The 25,897-nt window shown below is 57.4% G+C and carries 26 protein-coding genes, 2 tRNA genes and 1 other RNA gene; 8 read left to right on the top strand and 21 right to left on the bottom strand.

The features are described from left to right. Nucleotides 1-69 precede the first annotated feature (69 nt). The gene (locus AC0V6N_RS06545; protein WP_486170780.1) at nt 70-1,119 is read left to right on the top strand and encodes a zinc-binding dehydrogenase; all 1,050 of its coding nucleotides are present in this window, start codon (nt 70-72) and stop codon (nt 1,117-1,119) included. 6 nt (nt 1,120-1,125) lie between these two features. Here the strand turns inward: AC0V6N_RS06545 and AC0V6N_RS06550 are convergent, their stop codons facing one another. The 4 genes from AC0V6N_RS06550 to efp all read right to left on the bottom strand — a co-directional run bounded on the left by AC0V6N_RS06550 (nt 1,126) and on the right by efp (nt 3,468). Continuing rightward, nucleotides 1,126-1,878, bottom strand: a complete 753-nt coding sequence (locus AC0V6N_RS06550) for a hypothetical protein (RefSeq protein ID WP_486170781.1) — start codon at nt 1,876-1,878, stop codon at nt 1,126-1,128. Nucleotides 1,879-1,932: 54 nt separating this feature from the next. Next, nucleotides 1,933-2,017 (bottom strand) — tRNA-Leu (locus AC0V6N_RS06555). Between the two features lie 47 nt (nt 2,018-2,064). Further along, nucleotides 2,065-2,898 carry an inositol monophosphatase family protein gene (locus tag AC0V6N_RS06560; protein WP_486170782.1) on the bottom strand — a complete coding sequence of 278 codons (834 nt, stop codon included), beginning with the start codon at nt 2,896-2,898 and terminating at the stop codon, nt 2,065-2,067. A gap of 6 nt (nt 2,899-2,904) precedes the next feature. Then, nucleotides 2,905-3,468 (bottom strand): elongation factor P, encoded by a 564-nt coding sequence (efp, locus tag AC0V6N_RS06565; RefSeq protein WP_486170783.1) that lies wholly within the window; start codon nt 3,466-3,468, stop codon nt 2,905-2,907. 204 nt (nt 3,469-3,672) lie between these two features. On the opposite strand from efp, the gene AC0V6N_RS06570 reads away from it, so the two are divergent. Next, on the top strand, nt 3,673-4,068 hold the full coding sequence (locus tag AC0V6N_RS06570; RefSeq protein WP_486170784.1) for an elongation factor P: 396 nt from the start codon (nt 3,673-3,675) through the stop codon (nt 4,066-4,068). A 6-nt stretch (nt 4,069-4,074) separates the two neighbouring features. Here AC0V6N_RS06570 and AC0V6N_RS06575 read toward each other — a convergent pair whose 3' ends face one another. The 9 genes from AC0V6N_RS06575 to tkt all read right to left on the bottom strand — a co-directional run bounded on the left by AC0V6N_RS06575 (nt 4,075) and on the right by tkt (nt 11,977). Continuing rightward, on the bottom strand, nt 4,075-4,647 hold the full coding sequence (locus AC0V6N_RS06575; RefSeq protein ID WP_486170785.1) for a YdcF family protein: 573 nt from the start codon (nt 4,645-4,647) through the stop codon (nt 4,075-4,077). Continuing rightward, nucleotides 4,644-5,273, bottom strand: coding sequence for a thiamine phosphate synthase (gene thiE / locus AC0V6N_RS06580; RefSeq protein WP_486170786.1), 630 nt, complete (start codon nt 5,271-5,273; stop codon nt 4,644-4,646). The genes AC0V6N_RS06575 and thiE overlap by 4 nt, the downstream gene beginning before the upstream one ends. A 10-nt stretch (nt 5,274-5,283) precedes the next feature. After that, nucleotides 5,284-6,174, bottom strand: coding sequence for a fructose bisphosphate aldolase (locus tag AC0V6N_RS06585; protein WP_486170787.1), 891 nt, complete (start codon nt 6,172-6,174; stop codon nt 5,284-5,286). Between the two features lie 88 nt (nt 6,175-6,262). Beyond that, a complete protein-coding gene (locus AC0V6N_RS06590; protein WP_486170788.1) occupies nt 6,263-6,718 on the bottom strand; it encodes a PaaI family thioesterase in 456 nt (151 codons plus the stop codon). Further along, the gene (locus AC0V6N_RS06595; RefSeq protein WP_486170789.1) at nt 6,715-7,368 is read right to left on the bottom strand and encodes a 2OG-Fe(II) oxygenase family protein; all 654 of its coding nucleotides are present in this window, start codon (nt 7,366-7,368) and stop codon (nt 6,715-6,717) included. Before AC0V6N_RS06595 ends, AC0V6N_RS06590 begins: the two co-directional genes overlap by 4 nt. A gap of 3 nt (nt 7,369-7,371) precedes the next feature. Then, complete coding sequence (locus AC0V6N_RS06600; protein WP_486170790.1) at nt 7,372-8,571, bottom strand: phosphoglycerate kinase; 1,200 nt, start codon at nt 8,569-8,571, stop codon at nt 7,372-7,374. Between the two features lie 18 nt (nt 8,572-8,589). Then, nucleotides 8,590-8,946, bottom strand: coding sequence for a hypothetical protein (locus AC0V6N_RS06605; protein ID WP_486170791.1), 357 nt, complete (start codon nt 8,944-8,946; stop codon nt 8,590-8,592). Nucleotides 8,947-8,956: 10 nt separating this feature from the next. After that, nucleotides 8,957-9,964, bottom strand: a complete 1,008-nt coding sequence (gap, locus tag AC0V6N_RS06610) for a type I glyceraldehyde-3-phosphate dehydrogenase (protein WP_486170792.1) — start codon at nt 9,962-9,964, stop codon at nt 8,957-8,959. 15 nt (nt 9,965-9,979) lie between these two features. Further along, nucleotides 9,980-11,977, bottom strand: a complete 1,998-nt coding sequence (tkt, locus tag AC0V6N_RS06615; protein WP_486170793.1) for a transketolase — start codon at nt 11,975-11,977, stop codon at nt 9,980-9,982. On the opposite strand from tkt, the gene AC0V6N_RS06620 reads away from it, so the two are divergent. The 5 genes from AC0V6N_RS06620 (at nt 11,971) to AC0V6N_RS06640 (ending at nt 14,210) form a co-directional block, all read left to right on the top strand. Continuing rightward, entirely contained in the window at nt 11,971-12,462 is a 492-nt protein-coding gene (locus AC0V6N_RS06620) for a hypothetical protein (protein ID WP_486170794.1), read from the top strand. The two genes, tkt and AC0V6N_RS06620, sit on opposite strands and share 7 nt — an antisense overlap. Before the next feature lie 10 nt (nt 12,463-12,472). Continuing rightward, complete coding sequence (locus AC0V6N_RS06625; protein WP_486170795.1) at nt 12,473-13,051, top strand: cell division protein ZapA; 579 nt, start codon at nt 12,473-12,475, stop codon at nt 13,049-13,051. Between the two features lie 11 nt (nt 13,052-13,062). Next, nucleotides 13,063-13,248: non-coding RNA, 6S RNA (ssrS, locus tag AC0V6N_RS06630), on the top strand. Between the two features lie 135 nt (nt 13,249-13,383). Beyond that, nucleotides 13,384-13,956, top strand: coding sequence for a 5-formyltetrahydrofolate cyclo-ligase (locus AC0V6N_RS06635; RefSeq protein WP_486170796.1), 573 nt, complete (start codon nt 13,384-13,386; stop codon nt 13,954-13,956). Next, entirely contained in the window at nt 13,956-14,210 is a 255-nt protein-coding gene (locus AC0V6N_RS06640; RefSeq protein WP_486170797.1) for a DUF2842 domain-containing protein, read from the top strand. Before AC0V6N_RS06635 ends, AC0V6N_RS06640 begins: the two co-directional genes overlap by 1 nt. Here the strand turns inward: AC0V6N_RS06640 and AC0V6N_RS06645 are convergent. Both AC0V6N_RS06645 and AC0V6N_RS06650 read right to left on the bottom strand, forming a co-directional pair. After that, nucleotides 14,207-16,129, bottom strand: coding sequence for a S41 family peptidase (locus AC0V6N_RS06645; RefSeq protein ID WP_486170798.1), 1,923 nt, complete (start codon nt 16,127-16,129; stop codon nt 14,207-14,209). The genes AC0V6N_RS06640 and AC0V6N_RS06645 overlap by 4 nt on opposite strands. An 87-nt stretch (nt 16,130-16,216) precedes the next feature. After that, complete coding sequence (locus AC0V6N_RS06650) at nt 16,217-17,344, bottom strand: helix-turn-helix domain-containing protein (RefSeq protein WP_486170799.1); 1,128 nt, start codon at nt 17,342-17,344, stop codon at nt 16,217-16,219. A gap of 271 nt (nt 17,345-17,615) precedes the next feature. Here AC0V6N_RS06650 and AC0V6N_RS06655 point away from each other — a divergent pair, with 271 nt between their 5' ends. Further along, on the top strand, nt 17,616-19,226 hold the full coding sequence (locus tag AC0V6N_RS06655; protein ID WP_486170800.1) for a hypothetical protein: 1,611 nt from the start codon (nt 17,616-17,618) through the stop codon (nt 19,224-19,226). 30 nt (nt 19,227-19,256) lie between these two features. On the opposite strand, the gene AC0V6N_RS06660 is transcribed toward AC0V6N_RS06655, so the two are convergent. The 6 genes from AC0V6N_RS06660 to AC0V6N_RS06685 all read right to left on the bottom strand — a co-directional run bounded on the left by AC0V6N_RS06660 (nt 19,257) and on the right by AC0V6N_RS06685 (nt 25,853). Next, nucleotides 19,257-19,333 (bottom strand) — tRNA-Asp (locus AC0V6N_RS06660). Between the two features lie 97 nt (nt 19,334-19,430). Further along, the gene (locus tag AC0V6N_RS06665; RefSeq protein WP_486170801.1) at nt 19,431-20,726 is read right to left on the bottom strand and encodes a dihydrolipoamide acetyltransferase family protein; all 1,296 of its coding nucleotides are present in this window, start codon (nt 20,724-20,726) and stop codon (nt 19,431-19,433) included. Between the two features lie 5 nt (nt 20,727-20,731). Then, nucleotides 20,732-21,796, bottom strand: coding sequence for an alpha-ketoacid dehydrogenase subunit beta (locus AC0V6N_RS06670; protein ID WP_486170802.1), 1,065 nt, complete (start codon nt 21,794-21,796; stop codon nt 20,732-20,734). Next, complete coding sequence (locus tag AC0V6N_RS06675; protein ID WP_486170803.1) at nt 21,793-23,112, bottom strand: thiamine pyrophosphate-dependent enzyme; 1,320 nt, start codon at nt 23,110-23,112, stop codon at nt 21,793-21,795. The genes AC0V6N_RS06670 and AC0V6N_RS06675 overlap by 4 nt, the downstream gene beginning before the upstream one ends. A gap of 70 nt (nt 23,113-23,182) precedes the next feature. Then, nucleotides 23,183-24,151 (bottom strand): thymidylate synthase, encoded by a 969-nt coding sequence (gene thyA, locus AC0V6N_RS06680; RefSeq protein ID WP_486170804.1) that lies wholly within the window; start codon nt 24,149-24,151, stop codon nt 23,183-23,185. Between the two features lie 118 nt (nt 24,152-24,269). After that, a complete protein-coding gene (locus AC0V6N_RS06685) occupies nt 24,270-25,853 on the bottom strand; it encodes a sodium/sugar symporter (protein WP_486170805.1) in 1,584 nt (527 codons plus the stop codon). Nucleotides 25,854-25,897: the final 44 nt, after the last annotated feature.

Genomic DNA, 25,897 nt, shown 5'->3' on the forward strand with positions numbered 1-25,897 from the left:
TAAATCACGCATCGCTTGCAGGCTGGCTGATTTGCTACCACTAGGGCGGTCAAAGTTTGGGAGAGAATTGTGAAAGCATTGGTGTTCAACGGTCCGCGCGACATCCGCTATGAAAGCTATGCGGACCCCGAATTGGGCAGTGCCAACAGCGCAATCCTGAAAGTGGAAAGCTGCTCCATCTGCGGCAGCGACCTGCACATGTATCACGGCGCACATATCGGAAAGACCGAATACACCGCTGACGCGCCTAAATTTTGCTGCGGTCATGAATTTATCGGCGAAGTCGTCGAGGCAGGGCCCGAAGTGCATGGCTATAAGGTTGGCGATAAAGTGCTCGCAGCAGGCGGCACGGGCTGCGGCAAGTGTTCGCACTGCAAAACGGGCAATGCGATGGCGTGCCGCGCCTCAACTGCCTTTGGCCTTAGCCCGCGCCTTCAAGGTGGGCAGGCCGAATTCGTGAATGTTCCCAATGCCGATGCGACCTTGTTCTCAACCGACGGACTGACGACCGAGCAGGCCTTGCTGCTGACAGATGGGATGGCGACCGCTTACTTTGGCCTTACCCGCGCAGAACCTAAGCCGGGGGGAACGGTCGCAGTTGTGGGGCTTGGCCCGATTGGCATTATGGGGGTTGAGCTGGCCTTTGTATTGGGCGCATCGCGAGTAATCGCCATCGACCCTGTTGCCTCACGACGAGATATGGCTGCGGCGCTTGGCGCAGAAGTCTTCGCGCCGGGCCCGGACATGCACGCTCAGATTATGGAGGCGACCGGCGGCGCTGGTGTGCCGGCAGTATTCGAAGCATCAGGCGCGAAAGGCGCGATCAATTCTGTGCTGCCACTTGTCGCGCGTGGGGGTTGCGCCAGTTTTATCGGCATTCCTGAACCAGACGATGCTCTGCCCTTGCCGCTCATCATGTATAAGAACGTGACGGTTCGCGGCGGGATTTGTGATGTGCAGAATATGTGGCCGCATCTGGTGCCACTGGTGCAAAGCGGGCGGGTGAAGGCAGCAGACCTCTTCAGCCATAATTTCGACCTGTCCCAAGGCGCAGAAGCTTACCGCCTGTTCGACAGCCGCGATGATGGAGTTGTGAAGCTGCGGATTGATGTTGGCTAGCGCGGTTTAGCGCTGCACTTTGCACTGGCGTGCCATTTCGGCATCCGCGTGATCCTGCGGATCGGCCAGCAATGCCAGCGCGCGCCCTTGCGTTAGCCATGTCAGGCCAAAGGCGGTCAAGATCAGTGCCTCTGCCCAAAAGGTCATATTGCGCGCATTCCACGCTTCGCCAAAGAACAGATCGCCCACTGCAATGGCGATGGCCGACACCGCAATTGTGATGCCCGATGTAATGTAAACAGCGTTGCGGCGACGCTTGGCAGTACTGGGCTCACTCTGGCCCGCAGGCAGCTTGGTGAAGACGAAAAGGCAAAAGAACGAAAGAATCGCAAACAGCACACCTGCCGCGCCCGCATGCACCCAATAGCCAAAGCGTGGGTAATGCGCAGCTCCCTGCAACATCCAGCCATCCATCGGGACAAAGGCGACGACGAATGACGCAAGACCAGCGATCGTTGCCAGTGTCGCCACATTGGGCGTCCACCCGCGATACGCCATCAGCAATGCGCCAATTGCGACAAGGCAACCAACGAAAAAGTCACCCAGAAACAGTGGCTCGTAGTAATAGCCTGAAAGCGCCTCCCGAAACCGGCCAAGCACTACCCCGCCCAACCCCAGGACCACCGGCATACCAAGCGCGATGACGCCCACAATGCGCGCAAGCCTTCTCTGGTCAAAACGCAGCAAGGGGTCGCGCGCATAGACGTAGTCTTGAGGAGGCTGATAGCGCTCAGGTCCGGTTTCGAAGGGGATTTGCATCGGAAACCCTTTTGTAACGGCGGCGCGGCAGGTGTGTCTCGACTAAGGAGAAGGTGGTGCCCCTGGCCCGACTCGAACGGGCACTCCGTTAGGAATTCGATTTTGAGTCGAACGCGTCTACCAATTCCACCACAGGGGCACATCGCAGCGAACCGCGAGAGGCAGGCTGTTAGCGAGCCTGCGCGATCACTTCAAGCTGTTAGCGAGCAGCTTATGCAATTTTGAATGCAAAACGTCGTTTGCTGCGAGCACTTGTTCGGAGTGGATGGGGTTTGAACGACCACGAAAATCGCTCACAAATCCGCCCGCCTCGCGCACCAACAGGCACCCGGCAGCGGTGTCCCAATCGTTGAGACCACTTTCCCAAAACCCGTCAAAGCGCCCCTGGGCGACATAGGCCAAGTCAAGCGAGGCGGCGCCAAAGCGGCGAATGCCAGCAACTTCAGGGCCGATGGCACCAAAGATACGGCCCCATTCAGCAAAGTCTCCATGACCCTGAAACGGAATGCCAGTGGCGATCAACGCCTCATCCAACTGCCTGCGACCCGAAACGCGCAGCCGTGCATCTTGCAACCAAGCGCCGCGGGTCTTCTCTGCCCAATAGGTCTGATCATTGATCGGATGATAGATCACCGCTGCGGTGACATCACCCCAAGCGTTCCCCTTGGAATCTGGGCCACCCAGACGCGGTTCTTGCACCGCGATGCTGATCGCAAAATGCGGAATGCCGTGGAGGAAATTGGACGTCCCATCGAGCGGATCGACAATCCAGCGCGGTTTATCGGGTGCGCCTTCGATAATACCCGCTTCCTCAAGCACAAAGCCCCAATCAGGGCGCGCATGAAGCAGTTCATCATACAAGATACGCTCTGCGCGCATATCGGCTTTTGACACGAAATCGGCAGGGCCTTTGCGGCTCACCTGCAAATGTTCGACTTCGCCAAAGTCACGGCGCAGTCGGTTGCCCGCTTTACGCGCCGCGCGTTCCATCACGCGCACAAGGCCTGAAAACATCGACATTTTGGGTTAGCTCGCCTTCCCAACGTAAGTCTGTTCGTAAACGTCGACGATGATCCGCGTGCCGCTGCCAATATGCGGCGGAACCATGATGCGAACACCATTGTCGAGCACGGCAGGCTTATAACTGGATGAAGCGGTCTGCCCCTTCACCACGGCATCGGCTTCGACAATTTCCGCCTCAATCTGCTGCGGAAGCTGAACGCTGATCGGTTTTTCTTCCCACAGCTCAAGCATGACCTGCATCCCGTCCTGCAAAAACGGGCGCGCATCGCCGAGCAAATCGTTGGGCAGATTGATCTGCTCGTAGTTCACCGTGTCCATGAAAACGAGCATGTCGCCGTCTTCATAGAGGAATTGATAGTCGGCGGTATCCAGGCGCACTTTCTCAACCGTGTCAGCACTGCGGAAACGAACATTGGTTTTGCGGCCGTCTTGCAGGTTCTTCATTTCGACCTGCATGTAAGCGCCGCCTTTGCCCGGCTGGGTGTGCTGGATTTTTGCGACTTTCCAGATGCCCTTTTCATATTCGATAATGTTGCCGGGACGAATGTCGACGCCGCTGATCTTCATGAGAATTCTCTTTGCTGGTAAATGCGCTCGCTATGGGAAAATGCGCGGCGCGTAAAATCAAAGCGCGCCAATAGCCGCTTGGGGCCTGCGCGGCAAGGCGCCCACGAACTCCGGCACGACCCGTATGCAAAATCGTGTATCAGGCAGGCCGATTGATGGTTAACGAATTGGTATTCGCAGATGCACAATGCTAAGCCTAGGCTCATGAAAACGCGTTATGTCTTCCTTCTCACCGCCGTAGCCGCAGGTCTTGCTGCGGTGCCTGCTATCAGTCAGGAAGAACGCATTGATCCAGCGCTGCCCGCTGGCGGTATGCTGGAGACGATGCCGCATGGATCATATCAATGCGCCCTGCCCGGCGATGCCGGCAGTGCCGCTTTCCGCGTGCAGGATTCAGAGAGCTTTCGCATCTTCACCGCATCGCGCTACGAAAATGATGCGGGCGCTGGCACATACATCATGCGCGGGCGTGAGCTGACATTTACGCGCGGCCCCAAAAAGGGTGAGCAATTCATGCGCGTTGGCGACAATCAGCTGCGCAAACTTGATGAAGCGCGCGAACGCACCGATCTGCTGTGCACACGGCTGGGTTCACGCTGAGGCGGATTACTCGTCGAACATCCAGAAGTGATGGATGAAATACACCTCTCGCACGAGAAACGGCGCTTTGGTCGACCAACTGCGATAAAGCGTCGTTGGCGTCGCGCTGGCTTCACTTTCCAATCCAAGATCGTCCGCCATCAAACTTGCTCTGCGAAGATGGAGCGGGTCTGAAACGATCAGGACGTCTCTCACGCCGGTGGTTTGCATCACCTTTTTCGCCTCAGTCAGATTTTGACGCGTGGTGCGCGACTTTTCTTCAATGGTAATATCTGATGCGGGCACTCCGGCAGTAATCGCATAATCGCGAGCCGCAGCGGATTCTGAAAGCGTGTCCTCAGGCGAGCGACCACCTGTGAAAAGCAGCGCGTTCACTCGGCCCGATTGGTAGAGTTCAATCGCATGATCAATGCGAGCGGCGAAGACAGGGGACGGCGTGTCATCATCCACTGCTGCGCCAAGCACGATGGCGGCATCGGCAGTGGCGTTTTCATCCTGCGCAGGCTCAGCCCAAATCCAGATCGCAACACCCGCTAGCCAAAGCAGCAGAGCAAAACTCAGGCGCAGCGCCCACTTCATTTGAGCGCTTTTGCAAATGCCTCAATCGCGGCGACTTCGTCCCCGTTCCATACTCCGCCACACACAGCGAGGAAATCCGCGCCCGCGTCGACCAAGGGCTTGCAATTGTCAGGCGTGATCCCGCCAATTGCGACCACGGGGATTTCGAACAGTTTCGCCCAAAACTCGATAAGTTCAGGTGTAGGACGCTCTGCATCGCCCTTGTCCTTGGTGGTGGATGGATAGAACGCACCGAACGCAACGTAATCCGCGCCCGCCTCTCCGGCTTCCATGGCAAGGTGTTTGGAGGCATGGCAGGTGACGCCGATCTGCGCCTCCCGCCCCAATTCCTCGCGTGCTTCGCGCGGGTCGCCATCGCCCTGCCCCAGATGCACACCGTCGGCATTTAGCCGCTTGGCCAAAGGCACGCTGTCATTGACGATGAAGGCCACCTCGTGGCTCTCACAAATCGCCTGAAGTGGCTCAGCAAGGCGCGCGGCATCGTGCTGATCAACGCCCTTCACACGAAACTGAAACGCCGTGACGAGCCCTTTCCCCGCCACCAAAACGCGTTCAAGCCGCTGCGGAAAATCACCGTCAACTTGCGGCGGAGAGATCAGGTAAAGCTGCGTTGCGATTTCGGTCAATTGTCGTGCCTTATCCCGCCACGCTGGCCGATGCGATTTGGTCGATGGCTTTGCTGAGCGTTCCGTCGAATTCCGCGTCGCTCTGGTCTTTGCGCAGGTCTTGCAGAAGCCCACGCGAGAAGCTGGCGATCATGCCGGGATTATGCGCAAGGAGCGCGCAGGCATCATCGGTTGAATAGCCGCCTGACAGGGCGACCACGCGCAGCACATTGGGGTGCTCAATCGCCGGCGTGTAGTGGCCCGGCTTTACCGGGATCGACAGCTTCAACATAACCTTGCGGCCCTCTGGCAGCGCGTCGAGGCCCTTCATGATCTCAGCGAGCAGGATATCTTCGCCTGCCTCGCGATCTTCAGCTGTGATGTCGAATTCCGGCTCAAGCATGGGCATCAGGCCCGCATCTGCGATTTTGTTACCGACTTCAAATTGCTGCGCAACCACGGCGGCAATGCCTGTGGGGTTAGCGGATTTGATGACCGAGCGCATTTTGGTGCCGAACATGCCATTGGCGACCGCTTTTTCGAGCAGCGCAGGCAGTTTGTCCAAAGGCTTCATCACCTGCGCGCCGTCAGCTTCATCGGCTAGGCCTTGGTCGACCTTGATGAAGGGCACGATGCCGCGCGATTTCAATGCGTCAGCGGTCGATACGCCATCCACTTGGCCGTCCATCGTTTTTTCAAACAGGATCGCGCCGATAACCTTACCGCTGGAAAAGCAGGGAGAAGTGATAACCCGGCTGCGCATCGCGTGGATCGCGCCGAACATTTGCGCTTCATCCGACCATTCGCTGTCTTCAACGCCATAACCGCGTAGCGCTTTGGGTGTGGAGCCGCCCGATTGATCAAGCGCCGCAATAAAGCCTTGGCCGCCTGCAATCTTGGCGGTCATTTCCTGCATATTCATGGGCGTTTTCGCCTTTCTTCGTATCGTGAGGGAACGATTGGAAAGGGCCTTAACCAGCACTTGCAAAACCGACAACCTGACACCGATGTCAGCCTTTAGAGAAGCGGCGAATAATCCCCGTAAAGCTGAGCGCGGGCTTGCCATCGCCGGTGATCAGCCCGCGGACAAAAATCGTTTTGCCGCCACCGCGTGTGACTTCACCACGCGCCTCGACCAAGGCGCCCGGTGACACGCCACCCAGAAAATCGCTCGACAGGTTCATGGTGACAGCCGCTGCGCCGTCCAATTCATCGGTCGCAATCGCAAACAGCGCAAAATCGGCAAAGGTCATCAGGCATCCGCCATGCATAAAGCCTGCCCCGTTCATATGGCGATCTTCGGCGCGAAAGGCGCTTAGGTATGTCCCATCATCTTCGCGCCGCATGAAGAACGGGCCAGATCGGGTTTCGAACGGGTCGTGGTTCCAGTGATACCAGCCTGCAAATTCGCCTTCTTTGCACTCGACCGCGTTGCCGTATCCGTATTCGGTTTTTTCCTCGCTCATGCGTCGGGCTTTCTTGCAGGCACCAGATTGATGGCGATGGAGATGCGCGTGCCGCTTCCGTGGAAAGGCCGCACGGCGTGTTGCAACCAGCTTGGAAACATCACGATCATGCCGGTTGTCGGTCGCACGGTGGGTTCATTGTTCTGCGCCTGCCCGCTGCCATCCTTCATGCGAAGATCGGGCGCGGTCATGCGGATCATCGGCATGCGCGGGTCGAGCAATTGCAGCTCTCCGCCAAGCGCCGTGTCGGTCGAGCCTTCATATCCATCATCAATATAGGCAACCGCTGACCAGAAGCTGCCCGGATGTGTGTGGTGGAAATTGGCGTTGCCCGCGCCGCTGACATTGGCCCACATTTCGGGCACCCATTCAAAGCGGCTGCCCCGAGCGCTGCCTTGAGCGCTGCCCACATCAACCGTCGCCTCATCGGCGAGCGTCATGGCTTTGTATGCGAGCGCGCGCGCCGCTTCCCCGCCCCAATCGAGCATCTTGGTGTTGGAGTGCCAGCCACCGATATTGGAAATGTTGACCCCAGCGCCATCACGCGCCTGCTCGGCCAAAACCGCCTCTTTCAACGCCGCAATCCCCTCGGGGCTTTGCAAACGGTCGATGATAAAGGGCGTGGTGAAGATGTGGCGCGTATCAGGCATGTGTTATCGGGTCAGCGCCGCGACGCCGGGCAGCTCTTTGCCTTCCATCCATTCAAGGAATGCGCCGCCAGCGGTTGAAATGAAGGTGACGTCCTGCGTCACACCTGCCTGCGCGACAGCAGCGACAGTGTCCCCGCCGCCTGCAACGCTGATGAGCGAACCTTCTTGTGTAAGCGCAGCAACATGCCGGGCAAGCGACATGGTGGCTGCATCAAACGGTTCTGTCTCAAACGCGCCCAGCGGACCGTTCCAAACGAGCGTCCGGCAGGTTTTGAGCACATCTGCGAGCGCTTCGGTCGCCTGAGGGCCAATATCGAGGATCATCTCATCGCTTGCGACTTCGTGGACGTTGCAAGTGCGCAAGGATGCAGGGTTTTCTGCAAACTCAGTTGCGACAACCACATCGTAAGGCAGGTGGATGGTGCAACCCGCATGGTCCGCCTCATCCATAATCTTCGATGCTGTGTCGGTGAGGTCATGCTCGCAAAGCGACTTGCCCACATCAACTCCGCGCGCAGCGAGAAATGTGTTGGCCATTCCGCCACCGATAATCAGGTGCTGCACGCGGCCCACAAGGTTCTCAAGCACGGCAAGCTTCGTCGAGACCTTCGCCCCGCCCACAACAGCCGCAACCGGAGCCTCTGGATTGCCAAGCGCAGCATCCAAGGCTGTGAGCTCGCGCTCCATCGCGCGGCCTGCATAACTTGGCAGGTGATGCGCGATACCTTCGGTCGTTGCATGCGCGCGATGTGCGGCGCTGAAAGCGTCATTCACATAAAAATCGCCATGCGCCGCGATGCTTTGCGCAAAGTTGGGGTCATTGCTCTCTTCACCCGGCCAAAACCGCGTGTTGTCGAGTAGACCGATATCGCCGTTGGCAAGAATGCCGATGCTTTGCTGAACCACAGGCCCTGCGACCTCTGGGATGAACATCAGTTCTTTGCCCAGCACTTCTTCGACATCGCCAACCACCATGCTTGTCGAAAGCACGCTGGAGCGTTGACCCTTTGGACGGCCAAAGTGTGCGAGCAGCAGCACTTTCGCGCCCTTCTCGCTCAGTTCAAGAATGGTCGGCTTGACCGCTTCAACCCGCGTCACATCGGTAGCAGACCCGCCCTTCATCGGCAGGTTCAAGTCCACTCGGACAAGCGCGACTTTGCCCGTCACGTCACCCAAATCGTCGAGCGTTTTGAAAGCGGTCAAGAGTAGTTCTCCATTGGGTTATCTGGCGGTAACAAGAAAGCCTTCGCTCTCAAGTGTTACAGTATTATCGTTCTCAACACGAAAATTCGTGGCAAACTTTTGCAGATCAGAAAACGGACTGCCTACCTCAAAGTTGACGGCAACATATGTCCCACTTGGCAACAAGTGCACGCACTTCAAACGTCGTTCAGGGCCAAGAAGCATCTCCAACTGCTCTGCCAAATTTGGCTGAAGCTCGACCACTTTGGATGCTCCGTCGCGGTCCTGCGTCCACCCATCATAGCAAGGAGCAGACCCTCCAGCAGTCGTTGCACAAGCGGCTAAAGCGCTGCTGACAATCCCTGCAACTCCAATATTTGCTGCAGCGCTCTTCATATTCACCGGCTCAGAGGAACTTCGCCATGACACCGGCGGTGTCGATCATGCGATTGGAGAAGCCCCATTCATTGTCATACCACGACACGACGCGGGCAAGTTTGCCTTCCATCACGCTGGTCTCAAGGCTGTCCACGGTGGAGCTGGCGGGGTGATGGTTGAAATCCGAGCTGACCAGCGGATCTGCGGTGTAATCGAGCACACCCTTCATCGGGCCATCGGCCGCCGCCTTAAGCGCCGCATTGAGCTCGTCAGCTGACGTGTCACGGCCCGGCTGGAACACCAGGTCAACCAGCGACACATTGGGTGTCGGCACGCGAACGCTGGACCCGTCCAGTTTGCCGGCAAGCTCTGGCAGGACCAGGCCTACCGCACGCGCAGCGCCAGTCGTGGTTGGGATCATGTTCTGCGCACCACCGCGCGCACGGCGCATATCGCCATGCATCTGGTCAAGCATGCGCTGATCATTGGTGTAGGAGTGGATCGTGGTCATGAAACCGCGCTCAATCCCCACCAGATCGTTCAGGACTTTGGCAACCGGTGACAAGCAGTTGGTAGTGCAGCTGGCGTTGGAGACGATCACATCGTCTGCGCTCAGCACATCGTGGTTCACGCCGTAAACGACCGTGGCCGAGACATTCTTAGCAGGGGCAGAAATCAGCACCCGCTTTGCGCCTGCTTTAAGGTGCGGCTCGGCTGCTTCGTGGCTTTGGAAGAAGCCGGTGCATTCAAGCACAATGTCCACGCCTTGCGCGGCATGCGGCAGATTGCCGGGATCGCGCTCCGACGTGACCGCAATGCTCTTGCCATTCACCACCATCGCGCCGTCCACGACCTCTACCGTACCGGGGAAGCGGCCATGGGTGGAATCGTATTGGAACAGCAGCGCGTTCGACTTGGTGTCAGCCAGATCATTGATCGAAACGAGCTCTAAATCGTGGTCTGACCGCTCTAGAATAGCGCGGGCGACGAGGCGGCCAATGCGGCCAAAACCGTTGATTGCAACTTTGGTAGCCATGAGGGAAAGTCCTGCTTAGTTGTTCAATTTGTTCTGAATTTGCGGGACGATTGCGTCCGCGGTGAAACCGTAATGGGCAAACAGATCGCTCGCCGGGGCTGACGCGCCGAAGCTGTCGATCCCGATATTGAGGCCGTCATTTCCGGTGTAGCGTTCCCAGCCAAGCGTTGCGCCAGCTTCGATCGAGACCTTAAGCGCATCGGCCGGCAGAGTGTCGGCCTTGTACGCATCGTCCTGCGCGTCAAACAGCTCAGTGCACGGCATCGAGACGACATCCGCGCCCACGCCTGCCGCCTCGAGTGCATCTGCGCATTCCATCGCGAGCGCGACTTCGCTGCCAGAGGCGACCAGGACAACTTTGCGTGTCGCCGCAGCGGCGCGCAGGCGATAGCCACCTTTTGCGCAGCGGTTCGAAGACGCTGTCCAGTCCGCATCACCCTCTCCGCGCAATTGGGGTAGGCCTTGGCGGGTCAATGCGAGCACCGACGATGTCTCAGGCGTCGCAAGCGCAAGTGCCCAGCATTCCGCCGTCTCAATCGTATCGCAGGGGCGGAACGTATTGAGGTTCGGGACCAAGCGAAGGCTCATCACCTGCTCCACCGGCTGGTGCGTTGGCCCATCTTCACCCAGCCCGATACTGTCATGCGTCATCACATAAATGGCCTGCGTTTTTTGTAGCGCCGAGAGGCGTATCGCGTTGCGGCAATAGTCGGAAAAGATCAGGAATGTGCCGCCATAAGGGACCACTCCGCCATGCAGCGCCATGCCGTTCATCGCGGCTGCCATGCCAAATTCGCGAATGCCGTAATAGACATATCGGCCCGCATAATCATCCGCCGTCATCGGCAAAGTGCTCGGCGTTTTGGTGTTGTTGGAGCCGGTAAGGTCAGCCGATCCGCCAATCATCTGCGGGAGTGCAGCGGTAAGTGGACCAAGCGCCATTTCTGAGGCCTTACGAGTGGCGACCTTTTGCGGCTCCGCAGCGAGCGCGCGAATGTGCCCTTGGATCGCGACATTGGCCTGATCGGCAACGTCTGCCATTTGCGCTTCGAATGCAGCGCGCTTGTCAGAGGCGGCAAGCCGCGCTTCCCACTCGCCTTGCGCCGAAGCGCCCGCTTCGCCAGTTGCACGCCAATCGGCAAGGATATCTGCAGGCACGTTGAAGGCTTCCGCATCCCAGCCCAATACTTCGCGTGCGCCTGCAATCTCGTCTGCACCCAATGGCGCGCCATGGGTCGCGCTGGTGCCTTGCTTGTTCGGAGCGCCCTTACCAATCACAGTCTTGCATGCGACAAGCGAGGGGCGCGGGTCTGCTTTTGCTTCTTCAAGAGCGGCGTCAATCGCCTCGAAATCGTGGCCATCGCAGCTTACGACATGCCAACCTGTGGCTTCGTAGCGCGCTTTGACATTCTCACTGGTGGAAAGGTCCGCGCTGCCATCAATGGTGATGTTATTGTCGTCCCACAGCACAATCATCTGACCAAGCTTCAAGTGCCCGGCAAGGCCAATCGCCTCATGATTGATCCCTTCCATCAGGCAACCATCACCCGCGATCACCCAAGTGCGGTGATCAACCAGGTCATCGCCAAACGTCGCGTTCAAATGCCGCTCCGCCATCGCCATACCGACAGCCATCGCAAGCCCCTGACCCAACGGGCCGGTGGTGCACTCAACACCTTCAAGCAGGAAGTTTTCAGGGTGCCCTGCACACGGGCTGCCCAACTGACGGAAATTGCGAATGTCGTCCATTGTCGGGCGCGCATAACCGGTGAGGTGCAGCAGCGAGTAAATCAGCATTGAACCGTGGCCTGCAGACAGCACAAAGCGATCCCGGTCCGCCCAATCGGGGCGCGCAGGATTGAACTTCATATGCTTGGAAAACAGCACGCTTGCCACATCGGCCATACCCATCGGCATGCCGGGGTGCCCTGAATTCGCCGCCTGTACCGCATCCATCGAAAGCGCGCGGATGGCATTGGCCATATTTTGAAGACGGGCGGGATCAATTGTCATGGCCTGATCGGCTCCTGCTGGCGCGCTTGTTTTCAGGCGCTTTGGCGATTGCACGTAGGGCCGATTTTGAAGCGGCACACCGCACGGTCGATTCGATGCTGCTGAGCAGCGAGGAAAGCCATTGCCGAGCGCTCCAGCAAGGTCAACATGCCCCGCACTATGCTCCCCGACAGGATTTCTACTCGCTTCATCGCAGAGCACTTATCAACAGGCCCGCGCAAGGCTTTGCGAAGGCAGACAATCTTGGTAAATCTGGAAGTGTTATGAGTGCAGCACGCATTGAACAGGCTATGGCGCGCATCACATCCGCGATGGAGCGGATCGATGCTGCGCACAGTGCAGGCGCCAATCCCCAGGCGCAAAAGGGCGAAGGTCAAAACTCCGCCCGCGTCATGTCGCTGGTCAACGCGCATGAGAAATTGCGTGAGGAAGTGGCTGATACTTTGAGCGAACTTGATGCATTGATTGAGGAGCTGGAAGAGTGAGCGCCCAATCATGAGCCAGGTAAAGATCAAGGTCGGCCCGCGCCAATACACGATCAATTGTGGTCCAGGCGATGAAGAGAAAGTCGCCAAATTCGGCGCGCTGATTGACGAGAATTATGCAAAGCTGGGCACCGCACGCGCGGCGCAGGAAGCTGACAATCTCGTTTTTGCGGCCTTATTCATGGCCGATGAGCTGGATGAGGCACGCGGCGCGATAACCAACGCAAAAACCGAGTTGGCCGAAGCAAAGCGAGATTTACAGCAAGCGCAGGACGACGCCGCCAATGCCTTGAAAAAAGCGAATGAGCAGCTCGACGAAGACAAAGAGAAATCAGGTGGCAAGAAAGCCGAGTTGCGCGCTGAGATAGAAACCCTGCGCAAAGCCGAAGAGCGCGCGCGCAAGGAAAACGCCGCACTGAAAGCCGAAATTGCCGAACTGAAAGAACGCGCGCGTCACCAGCATGATCTGTTTGGTGGACCGGCGGAGGATGCCGCGCTTTCAGAAGCGATGGCAGAAAAGCTCGAAGCGATTGCCGCGCGGGCTGAGGCGACCGCCAATGAGCTTGAAGAAGGCACCGCTGCGTCTTAAGTCTGCACGTGGCGGGGCTGCTCGGCACGAGCTATCGAAAATCCCTGGGGCTATAAGCAATCCACGGGAGCTGTCCCTTCCTGAGTTTACGGGCCACTGCGTTCTTTTGAGCGGAACCTGGGAGCTTGGGTATACGGCGCCCACCTGACTCTTCGGCGTCAGTGGATTTCCAAGCAACGACCCATAGTGGTCCCGTCATTTTTGTTTTGCGCAAACGCTTCCGCGATTGCGTTTTTCCTCGCTCATGCGATCAAGGATCGCGTCGCTGCGGACACCCGGTCGGGCTTGCGGCCCTATCGGGCCGGTCAGCGCCTTTAAGCCATTGAGACTACGTGACTTCAAAATCTGACCTTCGAAAGCAATTGCGCGACGCGCGGCGTGAACATGTCGCAGCGCAGCCCGATGCTATTCGGGCGCTGCTGTTCAACCGGCCACCAGGTCCACTTGCTGCCAAGATTGCGCCCGACACAGTGATTGGCCTCTACCGTGCGACAGAGTTTGAAGCGCCTGCGGCAAGCTATGCCCGTTTCTTCCAAGAGGCTGGCCACACCATCGCCCTTCCCCATTTTTCCGCCGCCGATGCTCCCATGCAATTCCGCGAGCATACTGATCCGCATAGTGAGAGCGATTTGGAACAGGGGCCCTACGGCATCCATCAACCTGCAAGTGACGCGGCGGCCCTCACCCCCGATGTCCTGTTCATCCCGCTGATCGGAGCCACCGCTAGCGGAGAGCGCCTTGGCCAAGGCGGCGGGCACTATGATCGGTGGCTGGCGGAACATCCGGGCCGGATAGCCATTGGGCTTGCATGGGATGTGCAGCTGGTCGAAGCGCTCCCGACCGAGCCGCATGATATCGTGCTCGATGCGATTGTTACCCCGACCCGGATTTATGGACTGGATTGATGCGCGAAACACCAACTTGGCGAATTCCTGTGGGCATTATCGGGCTGTTTTTCGGCCTAATGATCTACGGCATTCTGATCGCGGTTTATCTCGCCGATATCCTGCGTTTCTGGCCCGGCTGGTTGCAGACGATCATCTACGTCTTCCTTGGCCTAATTTGGCTGCTCCCCTTGAGGCGGTTCCTGATCTGGATGGAGACCGGTAGCTGGAGCCCTCCAGCCCCCACCCAGAATTCAGATGGACCCGGCGCTTAGCGCATCAGCCGATATTCGTTGCGGTTGAAAAACTCGCCGCCTTCGAACCGCACATCCTTGGCAACCGAGAATTTGCGCGCTGAAATGCGATAGGTCACGCGGATGTCTGCGGGTTGCCCGTCATCGCTCGCCTGACCCTGCGTTGTGATAACAAGCGCGCCATCGTCGTTGCGCTCGCGGCCAGTGACCGTCATGCCATTGACCGTCTTTCCGTCTGCAGAGACATAAATCGCATCATCGGCGTTTTTGTCCTCCTCTCCGGGATAGAGGAACGCATAGGCCATGCTCTGCCCATCGGGTTCCTGCGCGGTCATGCGAACGGGAATGGTTGAGCGATCCTCGCGGCCATAATTGAGATAATCGAGCTCACCGCTCCAGCCATCGCCTGCGAGCGGCGCAAAGTCCGCCACCGCAGCGCTTGCAACTTCACCGCGCGCATAGGCCAAAGCGGCCTCTAACGCCGGATCGCGTTTTTCCCGGTAAGCAGCCAGCGTCATCGGCACCACAATATCGGGCGCGATGCCCAGCCCCTGCTCAAACCCGGACACATTGTTGAGCACATGGAAAAACGGCAACCGCATCCGCACCCCACTGTGAGGCAGGGTCAGCGTGAATTGCAGGCCCGCAGTTGGGCCTTCCGCACTGCCGCCGGTCTTCTCACCGATCATCACTGCCCGGTCCATTTCGTTCATCCAGGATAGGAAATTGGTGCTGCCCGATGAGTTGTTATTGCTGGTCAGCGCGATGACTGTCCCGGTGAAAGCGCCGCGCTTTGGGCGCAAGGTCTTCAGATCATCGCTTACGAAACTGCGCAGCGCATAAGTGCCATTATCATTGCGCGAAAATCCGATTGGGTTGGGATTGAGCGCGCGGCTGTCCCACGTCCAAAGATAGTCGCGGATACCATCCAGATCGAGCGTCTTGGCGCGCATTTCACGAATGGGGCGGTACGGCTCTGCGATAAGGTTGGCGAGCAGTTCAAAAGCAGGTTCTGACGAGCCGCCACCGTTGTTGCGCAAGTCCAAAATGAGCGTGTCGCGCCCTTCCTCACGGATCGCATCAAAGATCGGGTCATACAGATCCGATGGATCAACCGTCTCGCGGTAATTCACAAAAGTATCCACGCGCAGGTAAGCGACATTGTCCCCCATCCGCTCAAAATGGACCGCATCTTTGAAATTCGCTTGCGATGCGCTGCCCAGCGCGCTCCACGTTTCAAAGTCAACGCGCGGTGCTTCAGCTGTGCGCACGGAACCATCTGCGGATCTCACCTGAATGCTGGCGGTTGCAGGCACGTCCCACATTAGCGCGCCGAAATGGTCGACCGCTCCGCCCATAAATTCGAGCGATTGGCCAATACCGCCATTGCGGGTCCATTCGGTGTATCCATCAACCGGGATGAAGGGGCGCACATCGGCGATCACTTCGTCCATCGCCCGGCCATCCAGCGCAATGATTTCATCTCCGAATTGAAGGCCACTGCCCTCACCCGGAACTTCGACAATGGCGCGGCCATCAATGACACTCCAACGTGCTGGAACATAGAGCGGTTTGCCAGCACGCTCCCGGCGCAAAGACCGTGGCAGCTCTGCCTTGGTATGATCACAGCGGATCGCGACCAGAGCCAATTCTGATGCGAGGTAGAACTCGGGCAAGCTCATGCTGCCCTGCGCCTCAGCCTGATCGATAATCGCCTGCCAATGGGCGTTCATTTCATCGAGGCTGGCATAGCGGGTGTAGCCGGGATGGACGCGTTCAAACGCCTCCTTTGCCAGCGCCACATCTGCGCGCACCTGCTCGGGCGTCAGCAAGTCCTGTGCAGCAATAGGCGGCGGCATAGTGGGCATGGCGTCAGGCTTGTCACTGCATGCACCTACGATCAGGCAAGTGGCAGCGATTAAACTTCGAAACATCGACATGGATTGAAAGACCTCCTTAAGCTCGAAGGCTCCAAGACCAGCTTTCGCAAAATTCGTCGGCGCAATATGCTGTTTCGCGCGATCTATTTAAGGATTGAGACGTCGATACTCACTGGGCGAATGGCCCGTATGCTGCTTGAACGCGCGGTTAAAGCTAGCCTTCGACCCAAAACCCGATGCGAGTGCGATATCTAGCAAGTTCGCATCCTTATGCAGCGCCATCGCCTTGGCATGTTCGACCCGCAGGCCATTGATGAAGCTGCTAAAACTCATATCGAGCCCCTGATTGAGCGCGCGCGAGACATAGGCCTGGTTCATCCCAAATCGGCGCGACAAAGTTTGCAGCGTCAAAGAGGTTTCCAGATGCCAGCCATTGTCGATGACCATCTGTTGCAATCGCTCACCTTCCAGCGACCAATCGCGTTCCTCAGCGGCTGCCTCGATCAAAGCCTCCACGGCATCTGCATCAGGCTCCAACATCTTGGTATAGGGATGCACAAGCCGCGCCAGCGCCTCCAGCGACAACAGCATGACGAGGAACAGCGCCGCCATATCCCACCAAAACTGCTCAAAGTAATCGATGGAAAAGACAAGGTACAATGCCAATTCACCCAACCAAAACGCGCAGGCACCCACGGCCAAAACCATAAAGTGCGAGATCCAAGTGGGTTGAAACGCATCGCCGTCAGACCGGTTTTCGCCGAGCCAATCGATATAGCGACGCCGCGTTGTCCAAATTTGGGCAAAGCACCAGACCGATAGTGCGAGCGTCACCGCAGACACAAACGGAACGATGTAAGGCTCATGCACCGCACCATTATAATCCCACTTCGCCCGGTAATCGCCAAGCATCGTGAACGCCCACAATTGATAAAACCAGAAAACTGCACCCGGCAGCAGCAGCCAATAATGGCTCAGCGGAATGTGCCCCACCATCAACTGGCGCGCATGGAAATAGACCAGAGGCCCAAACAGCGGAGACATACCAACGGGCAGGAATGTGAGCCCCGGCCAGATGTCATACGCGCCTGCAAAGCCGATGATCATCGGCGTAACGTCAATCGCAACTGCCAGAACAAACAGTGTCAGCCAAAGCACCGCGCGCCGCTCAATCCCCTTAGACCACAGATAGATCTGCGGCATGATCGCGCACAGCACCATGATCGCCATGGCCGTGCTGCGCCAATTCATGGTGAGATGTTCGGGTTGGTCCATGGCTTGCGAGTGATCCTGTGACGCTTCCTAGAGCCCGGCGCAATATCCAGATGCGACGCGTGGTCGTCTCAATTCAGTGCAAACGGCGCAAAACCAAACGAATTTATGATCTGAGACATTTGGCATCCGCATATTCGACGCAGAAGACCGCGAGTTGAGGGTGAGCCACCGCTGTGCCTTGGCAGATCGGTTTTGATCGATAGGATGAGGCTTACATTGGTGATCGTGAGTTGTTGAAACAACACCGGGAACAGGACGCAAGCATCCGAATATGAGCGAACCGGACATTGAGCTTGGTTGTAGAGACGTCTCCCGCTTGACTGCCGCATTTAGTGCAGCGCATTTCGGCCGTCGCCTTTGCCAGCTCTTTTGCTTTGTCCCGCTGTTCCTATTCGCGCTCGCGCTGTTCAACTTTGCCTTGGATTTGCTCGGCTGGGCTGGAAACAATCTGAGCTATCTTTCCGGACAAGAACAGGAGCCCGATGGGCTTACACTGCTGGCATTCGAAGATCTGCTCAGTCCGAACAATATCATCGCCTTGATCATCGCCTCTACGGTGTTCGTGACTTTTTCGAATTTGAACAGAGCGATCTGGATGTTGCCCATCGCCTTGGCAGCGCTCGCGCTCAATCTCTTCAGGGAAATGACTTCTGCCCTCGACCGAGAATTTGATTGGGTGTCACAAACCAGCCCAGACATGGTGATCGCGCAGGCTTGGACGCCCTATCTGTATCTGCCGGTCATTATTGCGCTGCATCTGCTGTTTGCTTGGATCGTGGTGAGAGGCTCACTCTTGCCCCGCAGATTGTCGCAAAGCGAGCGTTCAAACCTCAGCGAGTTTACCGGCTCTAATCGGTCTTGGCTGGGTGCCTTAAAGAGCCTCGTCAATATTCCAGAGGCCAATCGCTATGCGAAAAACCGCTGGTGGAGCGGCCTTTTGATGATGGTTTCGGGCCTTGCGAACTTCATGAACTTTTGGCGCGCGATCACTCTGGTGGTTTTCATTGCGCTCATACCTGTTCTGGCCGTCGAGCTGTTCCCCAAAGTGGGGGTGGTGATCCGCGCTTTGTCAGAGGGGCGCAATCTAAGCCGAGTGGCTCTGGATCTGACGGTGGTTGCAGGTTTTCTGGCTTTTTACCTCGCGATCATCATGGTGCTGCCATACCTGATCAAAGTGCTGTCAAATCTGTGTGTTGACCGGGCAGAGGCACAAATGCGCACTTCGCTTGAGGATATTCAGCACCACGATGAACGCGCGCCGATCTTGTTTTTGCGATCCTTCATCAACGACACAGTTCCTTTGCCTCAAGGACCGCTTACTCCATCGCGCTGGTTGCTCGACGATGCAGGCGCGATGGACAGCCTTGATATGATGATCCTAGCCGAAGGGACACGCGTGGGCCCCACGGTGGCACTGGGCAATCCCGACGACCCCGCCCCGCCCTATGGCGTCGCGCGCGGCTATTTTGAGCACGACAGTTGGAAAGACGCCGTGATGAAACTGTGTGAGGATTCGGCAGCGATTGTGATCGTGCTCGATCAGACCGAGGGCGTTGAGTGGGAGATCAGCCATATCGCAGCGCAGCGGTATACCGACAAGACGCTGTATCTGATTGCGCCAGAGGATGTGGGCACACTGCGGGGGAACGAGCTTCTTGGCATCGCGTTGGCGAAGGCCGCGGGCATATCAAAGGACGACAGCAACACGCAGCTCACGGTCGAGCAAAGCGAAGCGCCTGCCTTTGGATTTGTCTTGCGAAACGGGAAAGCCGACTTTCTTTCATCGCACCGCTTACAAAAATACGATTACCTCGTCGCCTTGCGGACGTTTCTTCGTACTCTGCCAGATGATGATCAGGCCAATGCACTAAGCGTGCATTGAGCGCCAACTTTCCAACAATGTTTGAGAAAGTGGCGCGAGTGACGAGACTTGAACTCGCGACCTCCGGCGTGACAGGCCGGCGCTCTAACCAACTGAGCTACACCCGCTTAGAAGCAGTTTTCACCGCTTGGGAGCGAGGCCATTAGGCCGCGCTTGATTGGCTGTCAACGCCTTCGACAGCCATTTTTTATCATTTTTCAAAACTTATTCGCTAAGCAGCAAAACAGGCGTCTCAATCAGCTTTTTCATCTCCTGAATAAAGCTAGCTGCATCAAAGCCATCAACCACACGGTGATCGCAGGAAATTGAGATATTCATCAGCTTACGCTTCTCAATTCGCTCCGTGCCATCAGGGCCGGTTACGAACATGGGGCGTTCAATAATCCGGTTTGGCCCGATGATCGCAACCTCAGGCCGGTTGATCACGGGTGTCGTCGCGACGCCGCCCAGTGGACCAAGCGAAGTAACGGTGAGCGTCGAGCCAGAAAGCTCATCCGATTTGGCTGAGCCATCGCGCGCGGCCTGTGCAAGGCGGCCAATTTCACTCGCGAGCTGCCACAGATTTCGGCTTTGCGCATCGCGGATCACAGGCACCATCAAACCGCCATCGGTTTGCGTCGCCATACCCAGATGCACTGCGCCGTGGCGGGTCACGATACCCGCTTCGTCATCGAAACGTGCGTTGATCATCGGATAGTCTGGGATCAGCTTACAAATCGCGGTGATCAGCATCGGGAGCATTGTGAGCTTCGGCTTCGCACCACGCGCGCTGTTCAGGTCGCCGCGCATCCGCTCCAGCTCGGTCACGTCGCATTCTTCGACATAGGTAAAGTGCGGGATGTTGCGTTTGGCCGCGCTCATATTCTGGGCGATGCGCTTGCGCAGGCCGATCACTTTGATTGGCTCATCATCGCGCGGCTTGCCTGCAGGGGTGAAACCACCGCCTGCATTGTAAGCGAGGAACTGATCAAGATCACCGTGGCGAACCCGGCCATCTTCGGCGGGTTTTACTTGGCTAAGGTCGATCCCCAGATCGCGAGCGCGCTGGCGAACAGCGGGGGTTGCGAGGACCTTGGCTTTTGCGATTGGTTCGGCATCTGCGCCGCCTGATATAGGCTCTGGTTGAGCTACAGGCTTGGCGACAGGTGCTGGAGCAGGTGTGGATACGGGCGCTGGAGCTGGTTCAGGTGCAGCCTCTGGGGCCGGAGCAGGCGTTTCCATCGTCGGTGCTTCCTCTTGCGGAGCCTCTTCGGCCTCACCCTCGACTTCAACCACCAGCAACATCGCGCCGACAGAGATCACATCGCCAACTTCGCCAGCGACTTCGATCACTTTACCGTCAACCGGGCTTTCAATGTCAATCGTCGCCTTGTCGGTCATCACATCGACAAGGTGCTGATCTTCGGAAACCATGTCCCCGACCTTGACCTGCCATTCGACGATCTCGGCCTCTGCCACGCCTTCGCCCACATCGGGCATATTGAAAGTGAACTTTGCCATGTTGCTTAGTCCTTGAGAATCTTGTCGATCGCCTCGCCGATGCGGACAGGGCCCGGGAAATAGGCCCATTCGAGGCTGTGTGGGTATGGTGTGTCGAAACCAGTGACGCGTTCAATTGGCGCTTCGAGATGGTAGAAGCACCGTTCGGTGACCAATGCGGAAAGTTCCGCGCCAAATCCGCTGGTGCGGGTCGCTTCATGGACGATCAGGCAGCGCCCTGTTTTCTCAACTGAAGCTTCAATCGCCTCAATATCAAGCGGAACGAGCGTGCGCAGGTCGAGAATATCAGCCTCTACGCCTTTCTCAGCGCAAACCGCCTCAGCTACGTGGACCATCGTACCGTATGCGAGCACGGTGAGTTGTTCGCCGTCTGTCACCTGGCGTGCTTTGCCCAATGGGATTTTGTAGTAGCCCTCTGGCACCACGCTATCTTTGTGCTTCTTCCACGGCTCGACCGGCTTGTCATAAAAGCCCGAAAACGGACCATTATAAATCCGCTTTGGCTCAAAGAAGATCACCGGATCATTATCTTCGATGCAGCTGATCAAAAGACCCTTCGCATCGTAAGGCGTTGAGGGGATCACTGTTTTGAGGCCCGCCACGTGAGTGAACAGGCTTTCGGGGCTTTGCGAATGCGTTTGCCCGCCGAAAATCCCACCACCAAATGGTGAGCGAACGGTCAGCGGGGCGATATATTCTGTGGCCGATCGATAACGCAGGCGTGCAGCCTCTGATATCAGCTGATCGAGGCCGGGATAGATATAATCGGCAAACTGAATTTCGGGCACCGGGCGCAGGCCATAAGCGCCCATCCCCACGGCAGCACCGATAATGCCGCATTCGGAAATTGGAGTGTCGAATACGCGGGTCTTGCCGTGCTTTTCTTGAAGGCCAGCGGTGCAGCGGAACACGCCGCCGAAATAGCCGACATCTTCGCCCATGATGATCACGTCGGGATCGCGTTCGAGCATACAATCGAGCGCTTCGTTGATCGCCTCGATCATATTAATCCGGCGCTCACCGCTTGCCGCTTCTGTCTCTTGGGTGGTGGTTTCCACGTCAGTGCTCATTTGCCAGCTCCATCCATTGGGTGCTGATCGGGCCATTTGATCTTGCGCTCACGTGTGGCTTGCTCGGCCTGTTCTTCCAGATGCCAAGGCAGATCTTCGAACACATCTTCGAACATCGTGTGGAACGGATGATGCAGGCCGTGGCCAAGGATGCCGTTCTTTTCCGCTTCTTTGGTGGTGGCTTTCACCTCTTCTGCGCAGGCCTTGTCCATGGCAGCCTGACGGTCTTCATCCCATTCGCCAATCGCGATCAGGTGGTTTTTGAGGCGCATCACCGGATCACCCAGCGGCCATTCCTCACGCTCTTGCGCAGAGCGATAGCCTGATGGATCGTCCGATGTGGAGTGCCCTTCAGCCCGGTAGGTAAAGTATTCGATCAGCGTCGGACCTTGGTTCGCCCGCGCACGGTTGGCGGCCCATTGCTGGGCAGCAAAGCACGCCAGCGCATCGTTGCCATCCACCCGCAGGCTCGCAATACCGTAGCCGAGCCCGCGCGCTGCGAAGGTCGTGCGCTCAGCGCCCGCAAAGCCGCTAAAGCTTGAAATCGCCCATTGGTTGTTGATCACATTCAGGATCACTGGCGCGTTATAGACGCTGGCAAAGGTGCAGGCGGAGTGGAAGTCGCCCTCTGCTGTGGAGCCCTCACCAACCCAAGTCGCCGCAATTCGGCTGTCGCCTTTGATCGCGCTGGCCATTGCCCAGCCCACAGCCTGCGGGGTTTGGGTGGCAAGGTTGCCGGAGATGCTGAAAAAGCTGTGCTCGCGGCTCGAATACATGATCGGCAGCTGGCGGCCTTTAAGCTTGTCGCCCTTGTTCGAGTAGATCTGGTTGATCATCTCGATCAGCGGATAGCCGCGCGCAATCAAAATGCCCTGTTGGCGATAGCTTGGGAACACCATGTCATCGCTGGCGAGAGCCATACCGGCGGCAACACTCGTCGCCTCTTCGCCGGTGCACTTCATGTAAAAGCTGGTTTTGCCCTGACGTTGCCCGCGGAACATGCGTTCATCAAAGGCACGCACCATCGCCATATGGCCGAGCATCGTACGCAAAGTGTCCGGATCAAGTTTCGGATCCCAGCTGCCATGCGCTTTATCATCATCGCCCAGCACGCGGACCAGCCCATAGGCAAAGTCCTTCATTTCTTCAGGCTTGGTCGCCTCATCAGGGCGCGGCATATCGCCGGGCTGGCCGATGTCGATATCGGCAAAGTCAACCGGATCACCCGGACGTGACTTGGGCTCTGGCACATGCAGCGCAAGCTTCGGTCTATTCTGGGGGCGGTTGTCGCCGCCTGAAGGGGCCGGATCAGCCAAATATGCTCTCCCAATTGGCGTGGTGGGACAGCGGGTATGTCAGCAAATTATGGCGGTCAAGCGGCCCGGATCAAACCGCAACAGGAGCCTTAATCGGGGGTAGCGGCGCGTAATCATGCACCACGAAATCCTCTATCCGGTAGTCGAAAATTGTTTCAGGCTTTCTGGTGATTTCCAGAGTCGGGCTTCCCTGAGGGGTGCGAGTCAGTTGCTCTTCGATCAAATGCGCGTGGTTGAGATAGAGGTGAACGTCCCCGCCCATCCATACCAATTCTCCCGGCTCCAGCCCCGTTTGCTGCGCCATCATGCGCGCGAGAAGCGCTGCCGACCACAGGTTAAACGGCAGGCCTAACGCAACATCGCAAGACCGCTGATACAGCATGCAATTGAGCCGGTTGTCGGCCACATGAAACTGATAGGTCTTGTGGCATGGTGGCAGCGCCATCTGGTCGAGCTGCGCAACATTCCACCCTTCGATAATGTGGCGACGACTGCCGGGATTGGTTTTGAGGCTCTCAACAACTTGCGCCACCTGATTGATGCCGGGGCCTTTCTCATACAGGCCATCGGGGCGGTATTTAAAGGTCGGCCAATCGACCCATTGCTTGCCATAGACAGGACCAAGATCACCCCAGCGCGCAGCAAAGGCCTCATCATCAGCAATCCGCTGAACGAAATCATCAAGCGCAATCTGCTCGCCCGTTTCCTTGACGTAGCGGGCATGCGGCCACTCATTCCAAATCTTCACGCCTTGCAGCACCAGCGGGCGAATATTGGTCTCTCCGGTGAGAAACCACAGCATCTCACGCGTCGCGGTCTTCCAATAGACGCGCTTGGTGGTGAGCAGCGGCATTGCGCCATCGGCCAAGTCATAACGCAGCATTGCGCCTGCAATTGAGCGCGTGCCGATGCCAGTGCGATCCGCGCGCTCTGACCCGCTCTCCCAAATCTGACGCATCAGATCGAGATATTGCCACTCAGGATGGCCTGGGCCGATCAGTTCAGATGGCATAGTGTTTGGAGATTCGAGCGCTACCATGCGGCAAACTATAGGCCGCAATCGCCCGCTTGCCACCCCGCCCTCCACTGTTTTGGACAAGCAAGAAGGGCCGGAAGTGCAGCTACACTCCCGGCCCTTCTGTTAGCTTAAACGACGATTACCAGAGCCAGACATACAGCCCGACAAGGATCGCCACGGTTATTGCTGCGAGTGTGTTGAACAGCGTCGTCGTCGCAAACGCGATATCGCGCAGATTGACCGTACGCTCTTCTTCGGGAACCGGGGTAAAGCGCGACACAATCGCTGCGGCCAAAAGCGAGACGACAAACACAATCCAAATACGGATGATAAACTCAAGGTCAGGCGCGCCGAATTTCAGCAAGAAGTTCAACGCAACCGACCCGAATAATGCCGTGAACGCGCCCGCCGCATTGCTGCGCTTGTCGAAGAAACCCAACAAGAAGACGACGACCACGCCCGGCGCGATGAAGCCCGTATATTCCTGTACAGTTTGGAATGCGCTTTCGAAGCTACCCTGAAACGGCTCTGCCAAGATCAACGCGATAACCATCGCCGCGAAAGCCGAAATACGCCCAACCGAAACGTAGTGCTGCTCAGCGCGCTCAGGCTTCCAATTGCGATACAGGTCCATGGTGAAAATCGTCGAGATTGAGTTCATCATGGATGCAAGCGAAGACACAACCGCTGCGATCAAGGCTGCGAACACCAGCCCGCGCAGCCCAGCTGGAGCAAAGCCCATCAACGCGCCATAAGTCTGGTCAGAACGCTCATTGAGAACTGCGCCATCGAGCAAGCCCTGCTGCGCCAAAATGACCGCAGCAATACCCGGAATGACAACAATGAAAGGAACCAGCAGCTTCAGGAAGGATGCAAAAGCCAGACCTTTCTGCGCCTCGCCAAGGCTCTCTGCGCCAAGCGCACGCTGGATAATGTACTGGTTAAAGCCCCAATAGCTAAAGTGAAGCACCCACAGGCCGCCCAGCAATGTCCAGATACCCGGCAGACTGTCATACCCTGTATCGCCCGGCTCCAGGATCATCTCAAAGTGGCCCGGCATCTCTTGCATCAGATAACTAAAACCGCCCAGCGCGCCGTCAGCAGGCAGAGCATCAAGTGCAAACCAGGTGATCGCAAAGCCGCCAAGGATCAGGATCACAACCTGAATAATGTCGGTCAGCGCAACCGCTTTCAGTCCGCCATACAGCGAATAAAGCGATGCAAAACCAGCTAGAGCGAGCATCGAATACAGCACTTCCCATCCTGTGAGAGTGCTGATCGTGAGGCCACCGAGCCAGAGCACCCCTGTGAGGTTCACGGCCGTGTACAGAGCAACCCAGTAGAAACTCATCACGTTCTTAACGCCAGAGCCAAACCTTTGATCAAGGAATTGCGGCATCGTATAAATGCGCCGCTTGAGGAAGATCGGCAGGAAGTACTTCGCAACAATCAACAGGACGATTGCCGCCTGCCATTCATAGGCCGCGATCGCGATACCAATCGCGAAACCCTGCCCTGATTGACCCACGATCTGCTCAGCGGAAATGTTGGAAGCAATCAGGGAGGCACCAATCGCCCACCACGGCAGAGCGCGGCCAGCGAGGAAGTAATCCTCAGTATTCTTGTCATGACCCGCAGGTTCACGGCTGACGAACAGGGCAATGCCCAGCAATGCAAGCGCGTAACCTGCAATGATAATGATATCGATTGTCTCCAGCGTCACCGCTTCGATCCCCTCTTATGTTTTACCGCGGTGCCCTGTCCCAA

The sequence above is a fragment of the Erythrobacter sp. S57(2025) genome, from assembly GCF_057365055.1.

Bases quoted from the DNA above. Each gene is read 5' to 3' on its own strand.
- thyA (WP_486170804.1), bottom strand. From the start codon at position 24,151: ATGGTAGCGCTCGAATCTCCAAACACTATGCCATCTGAACTGATCGGC.
- AC0V6N_RS06575 (WP_486170785.1), bottom strand. From the start codon at position 4,647: ATGAAGTGGGCGCTGCGCCTGAGTTTTGCTCTGCTGCTTTGGCTAGCG.
- AC0V6N_RS06655 (WP_486170800.1), top strand. From the start codon at position 17,616: ATGAGCGAACCGGACATTGAGCTTGGTTGTAGAGACGTCTCCCGCTTG.
- AC0V6N_RS06595 (WP_486170789.1), bottom strand. From the start codon at position 7,368: ATGCCTGATACGCGCCACATCTTCACCACGCCCTTTATCATCGACCGT.
- AC0V6N_RS06640 (WP_486170797.1), top strand. From the start codon at position 13,956: ATGCGCGAAACACCAACTTGGCGAATTCCTGTGGGCATTATCGGGCTG.
- gap (WP_486170792.1), bottom strand. From the start codon at position 9,964: ATGGCTACCAAAGTTGCAATCAACGGTTTTGGCCGCATTGGCCGCCTC.
- efp (WP_486170783.1), bottom strand. From the start codon at position 3,468: ATGAAGATCAGCGGCGTCGACATTCGTCCCGGCAACATTATCGAATAT.
- AC0V6N_RS06650 (WP_486170799.1), bottom strand. From the start codon at position 17,344: ATGGACCAACCCGAACATCTCACCATGAATTGGCGCAGCACGGCCATG.
- AC0V6N_RS06670 (WP_486170802.1), bottom strand. From the start codon at position 21,796: ATGAGCACTGACGTGGAAACCACCACCCAAGAGACAGAAGCGGCAAGC.
- AC0V6N_RS06625 (WP_486170795.1), top strand. From the start codon at position 12,473: ATGAGCCAGGTAAAGATCAAGGTCGGCCCGCGCCAATACACGATCAAT.
- AC0V6N_RS06605 (WP_486170791.1), bottom strand. From the start codon at position 8,946: ATGAAGAGCGCTGCAGCAAATATTGGAGTTGCAGGGATTGTCAGCAGC.
- AC0V6N_RS06665 (WP_486170801.1), bottom strand. From the start codon at position 20,726: ATGGCAAAGTTCACTTTCAATATGCCCGATGTGGGCGAAGGCGTGGCA.
- AC0V6N_RS06645 (WP_486170798.1), bottom strand. From the start codon at position 16,129: ATGTCGATGTTTCGAAGTTTAATCGCTGCCACTTGCCTGATCGTAGGT.
- AC0V6N_RS06560 (WP_486170782.1), bottom strand. From the start codon at position 2,898: ATGTCGATGTTTTCAGGCCTTGTGCGCGTGATGGAACGCGCGGCGCGT.
- AC0V6N_RS06570 (WP_486170784.1), top strand. From the start codon at position 3,673: ATGAAAACGCGTTATGTCTTCCTTCTCACCGCCGTAGCCGCAGGTCTT.
- AC0V6N_RS06550 (WP_486170781.1), bottom strand. From the start codon at position 1,878: ATGCAAATCCCCTTCGAAACCGGACCTGAGCGCTATCAGCCTCCTCAA.
- AC0V6N_RS06590 (WP_486170788.1), bottom strand. From the start codon at position 6,718: ATGAGCGAGGAAAAAACCGAATACGGATACGGCAACGCGGTCGAGTGC.
- AC0V6N_RS06585 (WP_486170787.1), bottom strand. From the start codon at position 6,174: ATGAATATGCAGGAAATGACCGCCAAGATTGCAGGCGGCCAAGGCTTT.
- tkt (WP_486170793.1), bottom strand. From the start codon at position 11,977: ATGACAATTGATCCCGCCCGTCTTCAAAATATGGCCAATGCCATCCGC.